Source organism: Alistipes putredinis DSM 17216, assembly GCF_000154465.1.
GTDB lineage: Bacteria > Bacteroidota > Bacteroidia > Bacteroidales > Rikenellaceae > Alistipes > Alistipes putredinis.
The window spans coordinates 1-14,184 of sequence record NZ_DS499581.1 but is presented as its reverse complement, the minus strand read 5'-3'; the positions used below and the strand labels follow the sequence as shown (position 1 = coordinate 14,184).

Genomic DNA, 14,184 nt, shown 5'->3' with positions numbered 1-14,184 from the left:
TATGAGGAAATTCTTATTTTTTGCGTTGTCGGCGATATTTACCGCAGGGACTCCGGCAGGTTGCAATACCGATTACAATGCAATCAGTTATTTTGTGTGGGTCAACGACAGCGATCATAAGATCACTCTTTTCGTAGAATCCGATTTAGGGTGTGAGTTCAAAAATGAAGTGATACTGCCTGGAGAAAGTTTTACTGCGATGGATAATGGTATGGGTGTTTGCCCCGTTCCTTCAAGTTACATTTGGAAAATGACGATTATTTTCGACGATGGGAGGCTTGGATTCACTTATGGTGTCCGTTATTACCAGGACGACGGTCGGTCGTACCCTCCGAATTACGACGCACATTACGACCCTTCGATCGATGATAATTATGTATTCGAGGATTTGAGGGGTAACGGTCGTCAACCTAAAGAGCGTTGGACTTATGTCTTCACCAATGCCGATTACGATGCGGCGGAGGCGATGGTCCCGTTCGAGTAAATAGTTTGTGGCTCTGAAAAACGAACGCCTCCCGAATCTGAAATTCGGGAGGCGTTCGTTCGATGGCGGCCTGTCTTTTGGCTCTAACGATCCAGCTCTTGGAAGAAGCTCTGGAAATCGGCCATGAAAACGTCCTTGCCCCGCAGTACTTCCCGCTTGGCGAGCAGCTCCGAAAGGCGGATGTAGCCGATCACGTAATTGCCGTCCTCGCCCCGATATTGCTCGGTGATGCGGTCGAAGTGGAGGATTTTCAGTACGTCGGTTTCCGTGTATCGCACATAAACTTTCAGCTCCACGTCGGTCGTGTACTCCGGACGGTCGAGGTAGTGCTGTTTCTTGTATTCGTACCGGTAGTCGTGCTGACGGGCCATGATGTCGCTCAGGATCGACGAGGCGGTAGGCAGGCTGCCGGCGCCCTTGCCGAACATGAACTGGCGGTCGTAGCATTCGCCCCGGATCACCACGCCGTTGTATTCGTCATCGACGCTGTAGATGTATTTGCCGGGGGTGACGAATTCGGGCATGACGAACATCGTGAACTTCCGGTCGCTGACCTTGACCACTTGGGCGACCAGTTTGATCTTGACCCCTTTTTCGCGGGCGTACCGGATGTCCGAGTCGTGGATAGTCGAGATGCCGTAGGTGAAGATCCGGTCGGGATGGACATACACTCCGAGCGCGTGAACGGTAATGATGACTAATTTGAAGAGCGAGTCGTAGCCTTCGATGTCGAACGAAGGATCGCTCTCGGCGAATCCCAATGCCTGGGCCTGGGCCAGCGCCGCGTCGTAGGACTCCTGGTGGTCGAACACCCGCGAAAGGATGTAGTTGGACGAACCGTTCAGGATGCCTTTGACTTCGAGCAGCAGGTCGTTGTCGTAGTACTCCTCGAGGTTGCGGATCACGGGGATCGAGCCGCACGACGAGGCGTCGTACAGCAGTGCCACATTGTGTTTCTTTTGCAGGTCGATCAGCTCCGGCAGGTGGCGGGCGAGCATGGCCTTGTTGCCCGAAACGACGGGGATGCCTTTCTGGAGGGCCGCCTTGACGATTTTGTAGGAGGCCGCCGCATCGTCGATCACCTCCACGATCAGGTCGATCTCCGGATTGGAGAGGATCACTTCCGGATCGGTCGTGAAATAGGACGCGTCGATGCTGCGGGGTTTGTTCGACCGCACGCAGATCTTGACGATTTCCGCATGGGCGTTGCGGGATTTGCTGAGTACCTGGAAGATGCCTTGTCCGACTACGCCGAAGCCGAAAAGGCCGATTTTGATCTTATTCATGGGTTGGATGGATGAAAGGGTTGAGGATTCGGTTCAGTTGTTCGTGCTCGACCAGAAACCCGTCGTGTCCGAACGGGGAGTCGATCTGATGGTAGGTGCTGCGCGGCAGCATCCGGTGCAGCGCCTGCATTTCGGGCACGGTGAAGATGATATCGGTCGAAATGCCGACGACCAGACATTCGGCCGTGATTCGTTGCAGCGCCGCTGCCACGCCTCCGCGCTGGTAGCCGACGTCGTGCGTGTCGAAAGCGTTGAGGATCTTGTAATAGGAGTAGGCATTATAACGCCGGCAGAGCTTTTCTCCTTGGTACTGCTGGTAGGTGCAGGCCCGGTGAGAGGAGAAGTCGTCGCTCTCGTCCTGCTGCGAGAGGTCGTAGCCTTCCGGCCCCCGGTAAGAGAGCAGCCCGATAGCCCTCGCCGCCGCGAGTCCCTTCATGCCGGCGGTGGCGTAAGGTTCCCCGAAGGTCGAGTCGGCTTCGATGGCCATGCGCTGCGTTTCGTCGATGGCGATGCTCCAGGGCGACGCTTTGGCAGCCGTGGCGATCAGGACCAGCTTGCCGATCCGCTCGGGCTCCTGGACGGCCCATTCGACCGCCTGAAAGCCGCCGACGGAGCTGCCGACCAAGGTGTGGATGCGGTGAATGCCCAGAATGTCGGCCAACAGCCGGTGGGCCCGTACCATGTCGCGGATCGTCAGTTCGGGGAAATCCTTGTAATAGGGGCGTCCGGTCGCCGGATTGACGTGCAGCGGCCCGGTCGTGCCGTAGTGCGAGCCGAGGATGTTGGCGCAGATGATGAAATGCTCGGCGGGGTCGAGGAATTTGCCCGCCTCGACCGTGTGCGGCCACCACGAGGCCACGTCCGAATCGGCGGTCAGGGCGTGGCAGACCCAGATGACATTGTCGTGGGCCGCATTCAGTTTCCCGTAGGTGCTGAATGCGATCGTCAGTTCGGGCAGAATGCCTCCCCGCTCCAATTCGAAAGGTTGGTTATGACGGTATATATTCATTGTGTTTACAGTCGTTTTAATGCGTTGCCGATCTCTTCTTTCAGGTCGTCGATGTGTTCGATGCCCAGCGAGAAGCGCAGCATGTTGGGATAAACGCCCGAAGCGACCAGTTCGCGTTCGTTGAGCTGGGAGTGCGTCGTCGAAGCGGGGTGTACCAAGAGACTCCGGGTGTCGCCCACGTTGGCCAGGTGGCTGATGATCTCCAGGTGGTTGAGCAGCGAGGAAGCTTGCTCGGCCGACCCTTTGACGCGGAAGGTCAGTACGCCGCCGAAACCGTTGGTCAGGTACTTCTTGGCCAAATCGTGGAAAGGACTGCTCTTCAAACCGGGATAGTTTACGCTCTCGATCTTGGGGTGCTTCTCGAGCCATTGGGCCATTTCGAGCGCATTGTCCACCGATCGCTGTACGCGCAGCGAGAGGGTTTCGAGTCCTTGCAGCAGCAGGAAGGAGTTGAACGGACTCTGGCAGGCGCCCGTGTCGCGCAGCACTTCGCACCGTGCCCGTACGGCGAAAGCCTGGTCGCCGCAGTTTTCCCAGAAGTTGAATCCGTGATACCCTTCCGAGGGTTCGCTGATCAAGGGGTAGCGGCCGTTGCCCCAATCGAAGTTGCCGCCGTCGATAGCCACGCCGCCCATGCTGTTGCCGTGACCTCCGATCCATTTGGTCGCTGCGTGCAGCACGACATTGGCGCCCCATTTGATCGGCTGGCAAAGGTAGCCGCCGGCTCCGAACGTATTGTCGGCGATTACCGCGATGCCGTGTTTGCGGCCGATTTCGGCGATCGCCTCGAAATCGGGGATATTGAAGGCCGGGTTGCCGATCGTTTCGATGTAGATGGCCCGCGTACGGTCGTCGATGAGTGTCGAGATGCTCTTCGGGTCGTCCCCTTGTGCGAAACGGACCTCGATGCCGAGTCGGCGGAGCGTGTATTTGAACTGGTTGGTCGTTCCGCCGTAGAGGTAGGAGGTGCTTACGATATTATCGCCTGCCTGGGCGATGTTCGTGATGGCGAGCATTTGGGCGGCCATGCCCGATGCCGTCGCAACGGCTCCGGTACCTCCTTCGAGGGCGGCGATGCGCTCTTCGAAAACGGCGGTCGTGGGGTTGTTCAGGCGGGTGTAGATGTACCCCGGTTCCGTGAGGGCGAAAACGGCGGCGCTCTTTTCCGCACTTTCGAAGGTGTAGGCCACCGTCTGGTGGATGGGGACGGCGCACGATCCGGTCGCGGGATCGGCCTGTTGGCCTGCATGTACTTGCAGGGTTTCGAAACGGAGATTCTGTTTTTTCATGGTTTTGAAAGTTGATTTATGTTTTCGGGATTGTTACAAACAAAAAAATCCGGCTGAACCAGCCGGATTTAAGAGATACACGTACGACGAATCTTACACCCGGCATTTACACCTGCGCATCGACATCATCATACCCATCATCGAAACCGAAAGTCCGACGATCAGCGAGTAAGAATTATTGGATGTAATGCCGTTTTTCATGCGGGTAAAATACGGGTTTGTTATCGTATTGATGTCGTAAATATAGTTATTTTTCGTGAAATGGTGCTGTCGAGAGAAAAATATTTTACAATGCCATTATTCAGTCTGAAAATGCAATATTTGTAAATATAAGATTTTTTCTCGAGAATCCCTGTTTGTATAAAATGTTGAAAATTAGATCTATTTGTGGCCCGTTCCGTATTTGAAATTCTTAAATTAAGAATAGTTTAATTAAAAAATGTAGTTGAAAGTTTGATATTTGTGATATGTTAGATTTACTTGTTTGATATGTGATACTTAGGCAAATTATTTGCCGATGCAGAAAATATTAAAATAGCTTATATTATTGATGTCCAGATAATTGTGCGTGATATGAAGTGTGTCGGGGACATTCTGGGGACGGAATTTTGCTGGCCAAAAGAAAAAAAGATCAAATACAAAATCGCTTTTTACCCCATATCGGAGGTTATGTTTCCCAAAGATATGAAAGATAAATGTAATCCGCGCAAAAGGTCAATCATAGGAGTTTAGTCTGGTTTGTTGTATATCTATTCAAGTTCTAAACTAAACTTTCTTCACAACGTCGAAATGGCGGACATCGGTAGCAAGAATGCTCATCTCTTTTTCTTTTGGCCAGCAGCTTTTGTCATTTTGTTTTTAGTAAGTAGTTATTGATGCTAGACAGATTGATTTAGAAAAAAGGTTGTATCATTACAACCTTTTAGGTGTTTTTTGTATCTTTGTACTGTTTGTTGATAAATATGAATATGAAGTATCTTAATATAAAGAAAGCGTTGACTGCATGGCAGAATTTGCAGCCGCTGTCGGAGAAGGATAGGGAAAGGCTCAGTCGCCGTTTTACTGTGGATTTCAATTACAACAGTAATCATATTGAGGGTAATACGTTGACTTATGGCCAGACGGAAATATTGCTACTTTTCGGCAAGGTGATTGGGGAGGCAGACGTGCGTGACGTACAAGAAATGACTGCGAGCAACGTCGGCCTACGAATGATGACGGAAGAGGCTACGGTGAAGGGAATGCCATTGACGCAGAATTTTATCCGGACATTGCATAAAACCATATTACGAGAAGATTATACTGTTTATCGAGATTTGCCTGGTGGTATGCAGACGAGTTATGTGATTCATGCCGGCCAGTATAAGACTCGGCCTAACAGTGTTATCACCCGATATGGAGACAGATTCGAATATGCCTCACCCGAGGAGACTCCTGGATTGATGGGCGATCTGGTGGACTGGTATAATGCAGCAGAACAAGAAGGGAAACTATCTCCAGTAGAGTTGGCCGCACTGTTTCACTACCGTTATATCCGCATTCACCCTTTCGAGGACGGTAACGGTCGCATTGCCCGGCTGATGGTGAACTACATTCTGACTCGTCATGATTATCCGATGATTGTAGTCCGGAGCCGCAGAAAAAGTGAATATTTGGAAGCTTTGCATCAGACGGATCTCGAAGTAGGTCCTGTCCCCAGTGATGGAGCCCATGCAGGGATTAAGGATATCCGTCCTTTTTTGAAATATTTCAATGACTTGGTGGCTACGGAAGTGTATAATGATGTGCTGTTCGTGAGCGAGAGGAATGAGAATGTGTGGTGGTATGATGGAGAGCGGATTGCATTCCGAACACCCAATTATACAAAAATTCTGAACGCTATGCGAACTCAGCCCACGCTGACGCTTGCAGACATGAAAGATGAAACGGGTATCAGTATGACGGCTATTCAGAAGCTGCTGGATCAACTGATTTCCAAGAAATATGTGGAACGTGGAGAGAGGGATGGTAGCTGGAGAGTGTTTGTGTCGCAATAATTCCAAATTAAATAGACTTGAATTTATAACTTTTTGAGGCGGATTTCTCTTGCCCAAGTTTCAAAAGGCTATCGGTTACGTTACTTGCATGATTCGGCTGTAGACTTTGATGCTGATGTCTACTTATCTGTAGAATAAACAAAAAATAGATTACAATGTATCTTTCCATTCTTAGACTCTGGAATTTCAGGAAATATGCTGGTGCAGATAACAAACCGGGACTAGAAATTCATTTTCAGAAAGGCGTAAATGTGTTGATTGGTGAAAATGATTCCGGGAAAACAGCCATAGTAGATGCTATACGTTATGTACTGAGAACTCAAAGTGGAGAATTTATTCAATTTGAAGACAAAGATTTCTATCAAGATTCTGATGGAAACAGAAAAGATGAATTTAAAATAAACGTAAAAGAAAAAGGCAAGGTTAATGATAATACAGCAAAAATGCAGTCCACTAATCAGTTAGGTGTTTAGCTCATAATACTGCATAAGCTGAAAAAGGAGGTTCGATAAAAGTTGCGAAAGACTTCAGTTCCCATATCGTTACTGATATAATAGGAACAAGAAACGGTACAACAGGTTATATTTCAGTAATTTGCACAATTTTTCATACTTGGAGACAACTCGCTTGATATTAACTTTGTAACAATCAAAAAAGTATGAAAACGAGTATGAGCAGATCGACTTTCAAAATCCTCTTCTACGTGAAGAAGGGCAGCGAGAGAGCCAACGGCTATCTCCCCCTGATGTGCCGTCTTACGGTGGACGGCGAAATCAAGCAGTTCAGCTGCAAGCTGGACGTACCCCCGAAACTTTGGGACGTGAAAACGGCACGTGCCACCGGCAAGAGCGTCGAGGCACAGAAAATCAATGCGGCGGTTGACCGGATACGTGTGGACGTGAACCGTCGTTACCAGGAACTGATGCAGTCCGACGGCTATGTCACTGCTGCCAGGCTGAGGGATGTCTACCTCGGACTGGGCGTGAAACGGGAGACTTTGCTGAAACTCTTCGAACAGCACAACGAGGAGTTCATCAAGAAAGTGGGACACAGCCGCGTACAGGGGACATACAACCGCTACCGTACCATATACAAGCACCTGTGCGAGTTCGTCCCGAAAGTGTACCGACGTGACGACATCCCCCTGAAGGAACTCAACCTGACCTTCATCAACAACTTCGAGTATTTTCTGCGTACGGAGAAGAAATGCCGCACCAATACCGTATGGGGTTACATGATCGGGCTCAAGCACATCATCTCCATCGCCCGCAACAGCGGTGCACTTCCCTTCAATCCCTTCGCCGGGTACATCAACTCCTTCGAGAGCGTTGACCGGGGCTACCTGACGGAGCGTGAGATACAGACGCTGATGGAGGTCCCGGTGAAAAGCGGGACCTGCGAACTGGTACGTGACCTCTTCATCTTCTCGGTGTTTACCGGACTGGCATACGCAGACGTGAAGGCGCTGACGACTGACCGGCTCCAGACCTTCTTCGACGGCAACCTCTGGATCATCACCCGCCGGCGGAAGACGAACACCGAGTCCAACATCCGCCTGCTGGACGTTCCCAGGCGCATCATAGAGAAGTACAAGGGGCTGTCCAAGGACGATCATGTATTTCCGGTACCGAGCAGCAGCAGATGCAACGTCATATTGAAGGAACTTGGTAGGCAGTGCGGTTTCAAGATACGGCTGACCTACCATGTTGCCCGGCATACGAACGCCACCACCGTGCTGCTCTCGCACGGTGTGCCCATCGAGACCGTAAGCCGTCTTTTGGGTCATACGGATTTGAAAACCACCCAGATATATGCCCGGATAACCAACCAGAAGATCAGCAGCGACATGGAAGTCCTGTCCCATAAGCTGGAAAAGATGGAGAAGGAGATATGCGATGCCATCTGAGGGAAGGCATTTACGGGACGAGTGATTTTTCCCCTTCTTCATCAAAGTTCCGCCGTCCCCGCGGATCTGCGCGTTTTCCCTCCGGTTTCCGGCAGAAAATTTCCGTACGGTGAAATTTTCTGCCGGAAAAACGCTCCGAATGCGCGGGTGACGGACGGGAAAATTGATTCAGAAGGCGAAAACTGCGACCGACGTAGTGCATGTGCGACAAGGAAAAAGGAAAAGAATTGTCCAGGAGCCCCTTTTCATGTCGGGATACGGCATGAAAAGGGGCTCCGGCTGTGGTGAAGGCTCTCCTGCTCCCTCTGCATTGCATGTACGGGTGGTTTTGCCCATATCCACGTCCGCCGGTATTGCTTCTTTTCCGACAGCCGACCATCCTGTCACTTCCCTGTAATCCTCCTCAAAATCAACACCGCCGTATAAACTGCATGAAAACCCGGGCACGCTTCCTGTTTCCAATCCCATATCCATTCCTTCCGCAACATCACGTATTGCCGTTCTCATTTCATATCCTTGAATATTTCTCCAAACATACCGAAGACAGAAAAGCTGCATGGAATCTAAATTCTCACCGGACAGACAATAGATAGAAGGAAGTAATCTGTCATCCTCATTTCTTGCGGCAAAAATAGTTGTTTTTCAGGCCGGTCCCGCAAGGCGGCCCTGCGGGCTGGTTGCTCGTGAAAAAATCTTCCTCACGCTTCGCGTGAGCGTATTTTTTCACGGCAAGCCTTGCCGGAGACCGCCGAAAAACAAACTGGAGGAAGCACAAGAAATAAGAATGCCTACCCGTGTAGGCCATGTATAACGTACAAATGTACGACTCAAAAAAAACATAAGGCTATGGCAGACAAGAGCGCAGAAAAGGAAAGACTGTTCAACGAGTGGTTCACAAAATCCTATGACAGGTTGAGAGGGACGTTACGCCGGTACGGAATGCTGGACGAGGACAATTTCCATGACACCTACCTTTTCGTAAGAAGGCAGGTGCTGGTTCCCGGAAAGGACATAACGGACTATGACGCGTATTTCATCGGATGCTACAAAAAGGCGGCCCTGGTAAAGATTAAAAGGGAGAACCGGTATGCACACCCTGAAGATGATTTCTTCCTCCGATGTGGCGAGGAGGCAAAATTCCTTTCCGAGGACGACCTGAACGGGTGCGAGAGGCTGGTTAAGGACATACTGCGTTTCGTAAGGCAGAAGTTCTCCTACGAGGAATACCGGATGTTCATGCTCAGGTTCTATGAGGCGCAGTTCTCGTTCAAGGCACTGGCGGAATGCATGGGTATCTCGGCATCGGCCATATCGCAGAAAGTATGCAGGATAGTGGACGCGGTACGTACCCACAGCGGTTTCGCATGGAGAAGCCGGATGCTGGCGGTGGAAAGCTTCATGTATTGAAAAACGAAAACAGTTCAACCGATAAAAGAAAGACAATTATGGCACTGATAGTATACAACAGGGAAAACTCCCGTCCGCAGGAAGTCACATACAAGGGAAAGCGGACCATCAACCTTGACAGCAGGGGAACCGTCTATCTGTCAAAGACGATGTCAATCGAATTGGGAATCCTCGGCGGTGGACGGGTGAACTTCGCCCACGATGACGAGACGGGTGACTGGTATATCTGCCGGGCCGACGACAGCGAGGGGTTCATCGTCTGGAAGGATAAAAGATGCGCAAGGTTCTCGGCCGGGTTTATCGTGCAGAGGCTCATGCGGCAGGCGAAGGTGGAGAGGAAGAGCGTGCAGTTCATGATGGCGAGGATGCCGGTAGAGATTGGCGGGGTGGCCTATTACAAGATACTGCTCTCGAATCCGATACTCAGATAGAGGCATGGGCCGGAGTAGTCCGGCTGTATATGACATGATGGAGACAGGCGCATCCGACGGGACAGGAGCCCGGAGGGTGTGCCTGTTTTTATGCGCCGCCATGTTTACACACGGACATGCGGTTGTCACCGGCCGGCATAAGGTCACTCCGGCAAGACCGGGAAACAACATTGCCGGCGGATAATGATATCAGTACGGGATGTGCCGCCATTACAGGAACGGACCGTTCCACCGATACACGGGCAGCCCGCCCCAATTTCAGAATAACATAATGACATAATAAAATAAGGGTCTTTTTTTATAATGGAATCCCCGTATCTTATTGCCATACCGGAAAAATGTTTCCATGTCCCGCCATGTTATGCCAATGTCGTCACCGGATCATAATTTATAAAGAAAACACTCTGTGTATAAATACTTTATGAGCAAATTAAAGTCGTTCATCCGGTGGAAAGAAAACGAAGGGACGGCCGGTATGACAACCGCCCGCCCCTTCATTCACGATCCCGTACGGAACTTTTCTAAAGTTCCTCCGGTCTGGTTCTCGCCTCCCTGTAGCAGCCGTCAAGCAGCTTCTCGATGTCGGAAGAACGGTACAGTATCTTGCCGCCTAGCCGGGTGAAGGCAAGCAGACCGCTGTCCCGGTACTGTTGCAGGCTGCGGCGGCTCACTTTCAGCTTTTCAGCCAGTTCGCGGTCCGTATAGAAGTTCTCGCCCGCCATCGCCGGTGACCTGCCGGCAAAGAGACGCTCCATGGAAACGGAGAGACGCTCGACGGTAGAGAAGAACTCTCTTATATGCTCGCTGCTCTCACGGGTGAGCAGACGGTTATCGGTATTCATCATGACTTGATCTTTTTTTGTTCGACATTCGTTTTTCATGGCCTTTCAGATCGACCTTCCCATACTTTCAGCCCGCTTGCGGCGCTCCTCCACTATCCGGATGATACTTTCCACGTCCCCGGGCTTGTAATAAGTCTTGTGACAGATCTGTGTGTATGCCAGCGTGCCGTTGTCACGGAGGGTCTGCAGGGTTCTCGGGCTGACCTTCAGCAGCAGGCACACCTCCTGGTTGTCCAGCCATTTCTTCTCCTCTATGTCGCCGTACAGCCGGCAGAGGGTGTCCAGCCGGTCCGCGAACGTCCGGAAGGCCGAGAGCATCGCCTCGAAGGTCCTTGCCTCAATGTTCACTATTTCCATAATCACTGTAATTTCAGGTTTGACATCTGTTTCATTCTCTCTTCGGATCCGGATTCCGTGCCGCAATTTAGTGAATCCCAGCGGAACATCCTGAATTTCAAGACAGGATGACTACCTTTGACACCATATGCGTGCCTGTTTCATCCGCAAAGTAAATGATTGTTCCCGGATATGGTTCCGGCCCTTCATCAGATGTCATTATATGTCATCAGATGTCCGGAATAGATATTCAATTGGAATCGAAGCGATCTTTCTTTTTCATAAGATGTACTTTTATTGATTTATACAATAGAAAGATGCGCCAAATGTTATCGTGGAGACGCTTATGAACATGACGGATGTCCATCAGTTTTGTCCCATCCCGGTAAAGAGGCCGGTTATCAGGATGTTCTTCCATATCCGGACTGAAAGATGCCTGCCGGACAAACACTGATGCGGGCATCAGTGTTTGTAACCGGCCATTAATAATTATAACCAACCATTAATGACCGGTTATAATCATTAATGGTTGCAATCGGTCTTTAGTGATTGCAACTGCATCCGTAAAGTTCATGCCCTGCTTCCGATGCGTATAATAATGAAGTTCTCACCGTCCGTACACCCTGAAGCAGAGAATGATACAGAAGAATACGCCAACAGAACCCTAAGTGTCGATCCGTCTGTTTTTTATCGTTTTATTTGCCGGCGACAATCGGTTTCCCGGTATATGGGAAACCATCGTATCAACGTAAATCCAAGTTTCTATGAAAGAAGGAAAAGAAGACATGCCCCTTGTGGGAAAAACGATGGCGGAAGGACATACGCACCGTATGGCCGTCCTGTGTGAGAAGTTGGGAAGTACCCTCAGGGAGATACTTGACGGAACCTGCCCACAGCCGGCAAAGCCGGAGAAGGCACCGAAGCGCCCGGCTTTGGAAAAGTATCGGGAAACTTATCTCATTCCCCCTAAAATCAAGGGACCTAAAGCCGTGTTCATCAGTGAGGAAACTCGTAGTGCCCTGGACATGATCGTCCTGAGACTGGGCTGCCGAGGAATGAGCGTATCCGGGCTGCTGGAGAATCTGGCAAGACGGCATCTTGAAACCTACCGGCAAGACATCGAACGCTGGAGGAAACTTTAGAGTACCGGTGACTGTCAGACCGTGTGAATGACTGCCGGTCGTATATCAGCCGGAACGGATGACTGTAGAAAATATAGGTACACCTCCGGCGGATATACTTTCATTGTCACCTTCCGGACCAGGAATGGAAACGGTTATCTGAAACCATTGATATTAATATTTCCTGTTGTTTTGAAGGGTGGATTCTGTAATAGTAATAGCAAGGTTATGTTTCCGGATTCCCGAAAACCCTTGCTCCCCAGCGCCCGGCGGTTGCAGGGAGGGTAAATCCACTCCCGCCGGTCGCAGATTTTGGAATGAAAGAAGTACGGACGAAAAAGAAAAAACATATGACAAAGGATATGAATGAGATGAAGAAAAAACGCGGCCGTCCGGCACTGGGCAGGACGCGGAAGCTGACCAAGGGAGTGACAGTGAAGTTCTCCCCCGTCAGCTACGAGGCTCTCAGATTCAGGGCAAGGAAGTCCGGCCGGAGTCTGGCGGTCTATATCAGGGAGGTGGCACTGGCGGCCACCGTTACGGCAAGGCATACGCCTGAAGAGAATGCGCTGCTGCGCAGCCTGGCGGGAATGGCGAACAATCTGAACCAACTGACAAAGCTCTCGCACCAGACAGGCTTTTACAGGACAAGGCTGCTGATAGACGGGCTGCTGGGAAAGCTGAAGCGGATCATGGTCTATCTTCTCGGTATGTTGAGCGACAGTCCTTTCAAGTTCTGACAAACGTTTATTAATGGAATACCCCTTTAAAAGATAATCCTTTAATACACTATTCGCCCATTTCCTAAAAAGGGTTGCGTTCTTGCTATTAACCCGATATCCTATTGACAGAATCGCATCAAGATTATAATATTTAGTAGTATATCTCTGTTTGCCGTCATTACCCATATGTTCCAAAATGGAACATGTGCTATCTATATCAAGTTCGCCGCTTTTGTAAATGTTGTTCAAATGTTTGGTAATAGCTGGCCTTTTAGTCCCGAACAAGTCGGCTATTTGTTCTTGTGTCAGCCAAACGGTTTCATCTTCCAACCTCACTTCCAACTTGACCGCTTCATCCGGCTGGTATAATATGATTTCTCCCTGTTCCATTGCTTACTTAGGGATAGTCATTTAATTCCTTCAATTTGAGTTAACCAGCAGACTTTCCCTTATTTTTCCGATCATACTCATCGTTTTTTATATCATCGGCTCTGTTTTTAGGGCCGATTTTTTCATTTTCAGTCACGTCTGGAGCTACCACTCCCGTAAAGTCGTGTTCCATGCGTGGAACATCAGGCTGCAAGAGCTACTTGGACTGACTCTCGTCTTGCAAGGTTTACCACATTTGCTGTGTGGATACCGAAGAAGATCAGCATGATCTCTGTCGATTTTATCCTTGCAGCAATCTTTCGCAGACCATAATGCTCCTTCTGAGTTCCAAAAGAGCCTTCCATTGCTGTAGCTCGAACGCGTGCAAGTTCTCGTTTAGTAGCGTTCTTAACTTCATTCTTTCCAGTTCGTCCTTTCTGAGTGAATGAGGTTTCAATACCATTCTCCTTGCAGAAAGTTCTGTTGTCATTACCCGAGTAACCCTGGTCGCCACCTATCTTTTTTACATCAACGCCTGTAAGTTTCTTCGACAATGACACACAGTGCTTAAGTCTCGTTCCTTCATTGAATGCATTGAATGATAGCTTCTCAATAAACGATATTCCGTCAATCAATATGTTGTTGCACTTCGATCCAAATTCGACTATCTTGGTCTCCTTGCCTCTGACTATCGGTCTGATGTAAGGCTTGCTGAAACTTACAATACGGTTAGGGATACTCTCACGAGAGTCACCACTCTTGAAGTGGTTCTTCTGCTGACGATATACCCTTGTGACAGTCTCAAGCATATCCAACTGCTTGTAATTCAATAGTTCTTCATCCGGATGGACGCGCATCTGTCTGCGGATTTCTCCCAGTATCTTGCCCAGCAATGCAAGCAGTCTCATTATCATCTTTCTGGTCTGCTTATGAGTATGTTTGCGCT

14 protein-coding genes and 1 pseudogene are annotated in these 14,184 nt (G+C 49.9%); 8 read left to right on the top strand and 7 right to left on the bottom strand.

The window, feature by feature from the left end:
* Position 1 precedes the first annotated feature (1 nt).
* Positions 2 to 484 carry a hypothetical protein gene (locus ALIPUT_RS13220; protein ID WP_004330060.1) on the top strand — a complete coding sequence of 161 codons (483 nt, stop codon included), beginning with the start codon at positions 2 to 4 and terminating at the stop codon, positions 482 to 484.
* 83 nt (positions 485 to 567) lie between these two features.
* Here the strand turns inward: ALIPUT_RS13220 and ALIPUT_RS11025 are convergent, their stop codons facing one another.
* Genes ALIPUT_RS11025 through ALIPUT_RS11015 form a run of 3 tightly spaced genes read right to left on the bottom strand, consistent with a single transcriptional unit; the run spans position 568 to position 4,068 of the window.
* Positions 568 to 1,770 carry a homoserine dehydrogenase gene (locus ALIPUT_RS11025; RefSeq protein WP_004330059.1) on the bottom strand — a complete coding sequence of 401 codons (1,203 nt, stop codon included), beginning with the start codon at positions 1,768 to 1,770 and terminating at the stop codon, positions 568 to 570.
* Positions 1,763 to 2,779, bottom strand: a complete 1,017-nt coding sequence (locus ALIPUT_RS11020; protein ID WP_004330058.1) for a homoserine O-acetyltransferase family protein — start codon at positions 2,777 to 2,779, stop codon at positions 1,763 to 1,765. Before ALIPUT_RS11020 ends, ALIPUT_RS11025 begins: the two co-directional genes overlap by 8 nt.
* Before the next feature lie 5 nt (positions 2,780 to 2,784).
* A complete protein-coding gene (locus ALIPUT_RS11015) occupies positions 2,785 to 4,068 on the bottom strand; it encodes an O-acetylhomoserine aminocarboxypropyltransferase/cysteine synthase family protein (RefSeq protein ID WP_004330057.1) in 1,284 nt (427 codons plus the stop codon).
* Between the two features lie 968 nt (positions 4,069 to 5,036).
* Between ALIPUT_RS11015 and ALIPUT_RS11010 the strand changes: the two genes are divergently transcribed.
* The 5 genes from ALIPUT_RS11010 to ALIPUT_RS13060 all read left to right on the top strand — a co-directional run bounded on the left by ALIPUT_RS11010 (position 5,037) and on the right by ALIPUT_RS13060 (position 9,848).
* Complete coding sequence (locus ALIPUT_RS11010; RefSeq protein ID WP_040293986.1) at positions 5,037 to 6,104, top strand: Fic family protein; 1,068 nt, start codon at positions 5,037 to 5,039, stop codon at positions 6,102 to 6,104.
* Positions 6,105 to 6,259: 155 nt separating this feature from the next.
* Positions 6,260 to 6,577 carry an AAA family ATPase gene (locus ALIPUT_RS11005; RefSeq protein ID WP_004330053.1) on the top strand — a complete coding sequence of 106 codons (318 nt, stop codon included), beginning with the start codon at positions 6,260 to 6,262 and terminating at the stop codon, positions 6,575 to 6,577.
* Positions 6,578 to 6,762: 185 nt separating this feature from the next.
* Positions 6,763 to 8,010, top strand: a complete 1,248-nt coding sequence (locus ALIPUT_RS11000) for a site-specific integrase (RefSeq protein WP_004330052.1) — start codon at positions 6,763 to 6,765, stop codon at positions 8,008 to 8,010.
* Positions 8,011 to 8,856: 846 nt separating this feature from the next.
* The gene (locus ALIPUT_RS10990; RefSeq protein ID WP_004330050.1) at positions 8,857 to 9,417 is read left to right on the top strand and encodes a sigma-70 RNA polymerase sigma factor region 4 domain-containing protein; all 561 of its coding nucleotides are present in this window, start codon (positions 8,857 to 8,859) and stop codon (positions 9,415 to 9,417) included.
* Between the two features lie 38 nt (positions 9,418 to 9,455).
* Positions 9,456 to 9,848 carry a hypothetical protein gene (locus tag ALIPUT_RS13060; RefSeq protein WP_004320820.1) on the top strand — a complete coding sequence of 131 codons (393 nt, stop codon included), beginning with the start codon at positions 9,456 to 9,458 and terminating at the stop codon, positions 9,846 to 9,848.
* A 521-nt stretch (positions 9,849 to 10,369) separates the two neighbouring features.
* Here ALIPUT_RS13060 and ALIPUT_RS10980 read toward each other — a convergent pair.
* A complete protein-coding gene (locus ALIPUT_RS10980) occupies positions 10,370 to 10,693 on the bottom strand; it encodes a helix-turn-helix domain-containing protein (RefSeq protein ID WP_004295308.1) in 324 nt (107 codons plus the stop codon).
* A gap of 42 nt (positions 10,694 to 10,735) precedes the next feature.
* Positions 10,736 to 11,047 (bottom strand): helix-turn-helix domain-containing protein, encoded by a 312-nt coding sequence (locus tag ALIPUT_RS10975; RefSeq protein ID WP_004330047.1) that lies wholly within the window; start codon positions 11,045 to 11,047, stop codon positions 10,736 to 10,738.
* A gap of 743 nt (positions 11,048 to 11,790) precedes the next feature.
* Between ALIPUT_RS10975 and ALIPUT_RS13380 the strand changes: the two genes are divergently transcribed.
* Entirely contained in the window at positions 11,791 to 12,168 is a 378-nt protein-coding gene (locus ALIPUT_RS13380; RefSeq protein ID WP_004330044.1) for a DUF3408 domain-containing protein, read from the top strand.
* 329 nt (positions 12,169 to 12,497) lie between these two features.
* Positions 12,498 to 12,887 carry a plasmid mobilization protein gene (locus tag ALIPUT_RS13375; protein ID WP_014776481.1) on the top strand — a complete coding sequence of 130 codons (390 nt, stop codon included), beginning with the start codon at positions 12,498 to 12,500 and terminating at the stop codon, positions 12,885 to 12,887.
* Here ALIPUT_RS13375 and ALIPUT_RS13370 read toward each other — a convergent pair.
* Positions 12,843 to 13,259, bottom strand: a pseudogene (locus ALIPUT_RS13370) (virulence RhuM family protein); the annotation flags it as partial. The gene ALIPUT_RS13375 and the pseudogene ALIPUT_RS13370 overlap by 45 nt on opposite strands.
* A 182-nt stretch (positions 13,260 to 13,441) precedes the next feature.
* Positions 13,442 to 14,184 (bottom strand): transposase (locus ALIPUT_RS10960; protein WP_004330041.1); only part of this gene is annotated, 743 nt, incomplete at its 5' end.

Coding starts and splice junctions, on each gene's coding strand:
- ALIPUT_RS13220 (WP_004330060.1), top strand. CDS start 2: ATGAGGAAATTCTTATTTTTTGCGTTGTCGGCGATATTTACCGCAGGG.
- ALIPUT_RS11025 (WP_004330059.1), bottom strand. CDS start 1,770: ATGAATAAGATCAAAATCGGCCTTTTCGGCTTCGGCGTAGTCGGACAA.
- ALIPUT_RS11020 (WP_004330058.1), bottom strand. CDS start 2,779: ATGAATATATACCGTCATAACCAACCTTTCGAATTGGAGCGGGGAGGC.
- ALIPUT_RS11015 (WP_004330057.1), bottom strand. CDS start 4,068: ATGAAAAAACAGAATCTCCGTTTCGAAACCCTGCAAGTACATGCAGGC.
- ALIPUT_RS11010 (WP_040293986.1), top strand. CDS start 5,037: ATGAAGTATCTTAATATAAAGAAAGCGTTGACTGCATGGCAGAATTTG.
- ALIPUT_RS11005 (WP_004330053.1), top strand. CDS start 6,260: ATGTATCTTTCCATTCTTAGACTCTGGAATTTCAGGAAATATGCTGGT.
- ALIPUT_RS11000 (WP_004330052.1), top strand. CDS start 6,763: ATGAAAACGAGTATGAGCAGATCGACTTTCAAAATCCTCTTCTACGTG.
- ALIPUT_RS10990 (WP_004330050.1), top strand. CDS start 8,857: ATGGCAGACAAGAGCGCAGAAAAGGAAAGACTGTTCAACGAGTGGTTC.
- ALIPUT_RS13060 (WP_004320820.1), top strand. CDS start 9,456: ATGGCACTGATAGTATACAACAGGGAAAACTCCCGTCCGCAGGAAGTC.
- ALIPUT_RS10980 (WP_004295308.1), bottom strand. CDS start 10,693: ATGATGAATACCGATAACCGTCTGCTCACCCGTGAGAGCAGCGAGCAT.
- ALIPUT_RS10975 (WP_004330047.1), bottom strand. CDS start 11,047: ATGGAAATAGTGAACATTGAGGCAAGGACCTTCGAGGCGATGCTCTCG.
- ALIPUT_RS13380 (WP_004330044.1), top strand. CDS start 11,791: ATGAAAGAAGGAAAAGAAGACATGCCCCTTGTGGGAAAAACGATGGCG.
- ALIPUT_RS13375 (WP_014776481.1), top strand. CDS start 12,498: ATGACAAAGGATATGAATGAGATGAAGAAAAAACGCGGCCGTCCGGCA.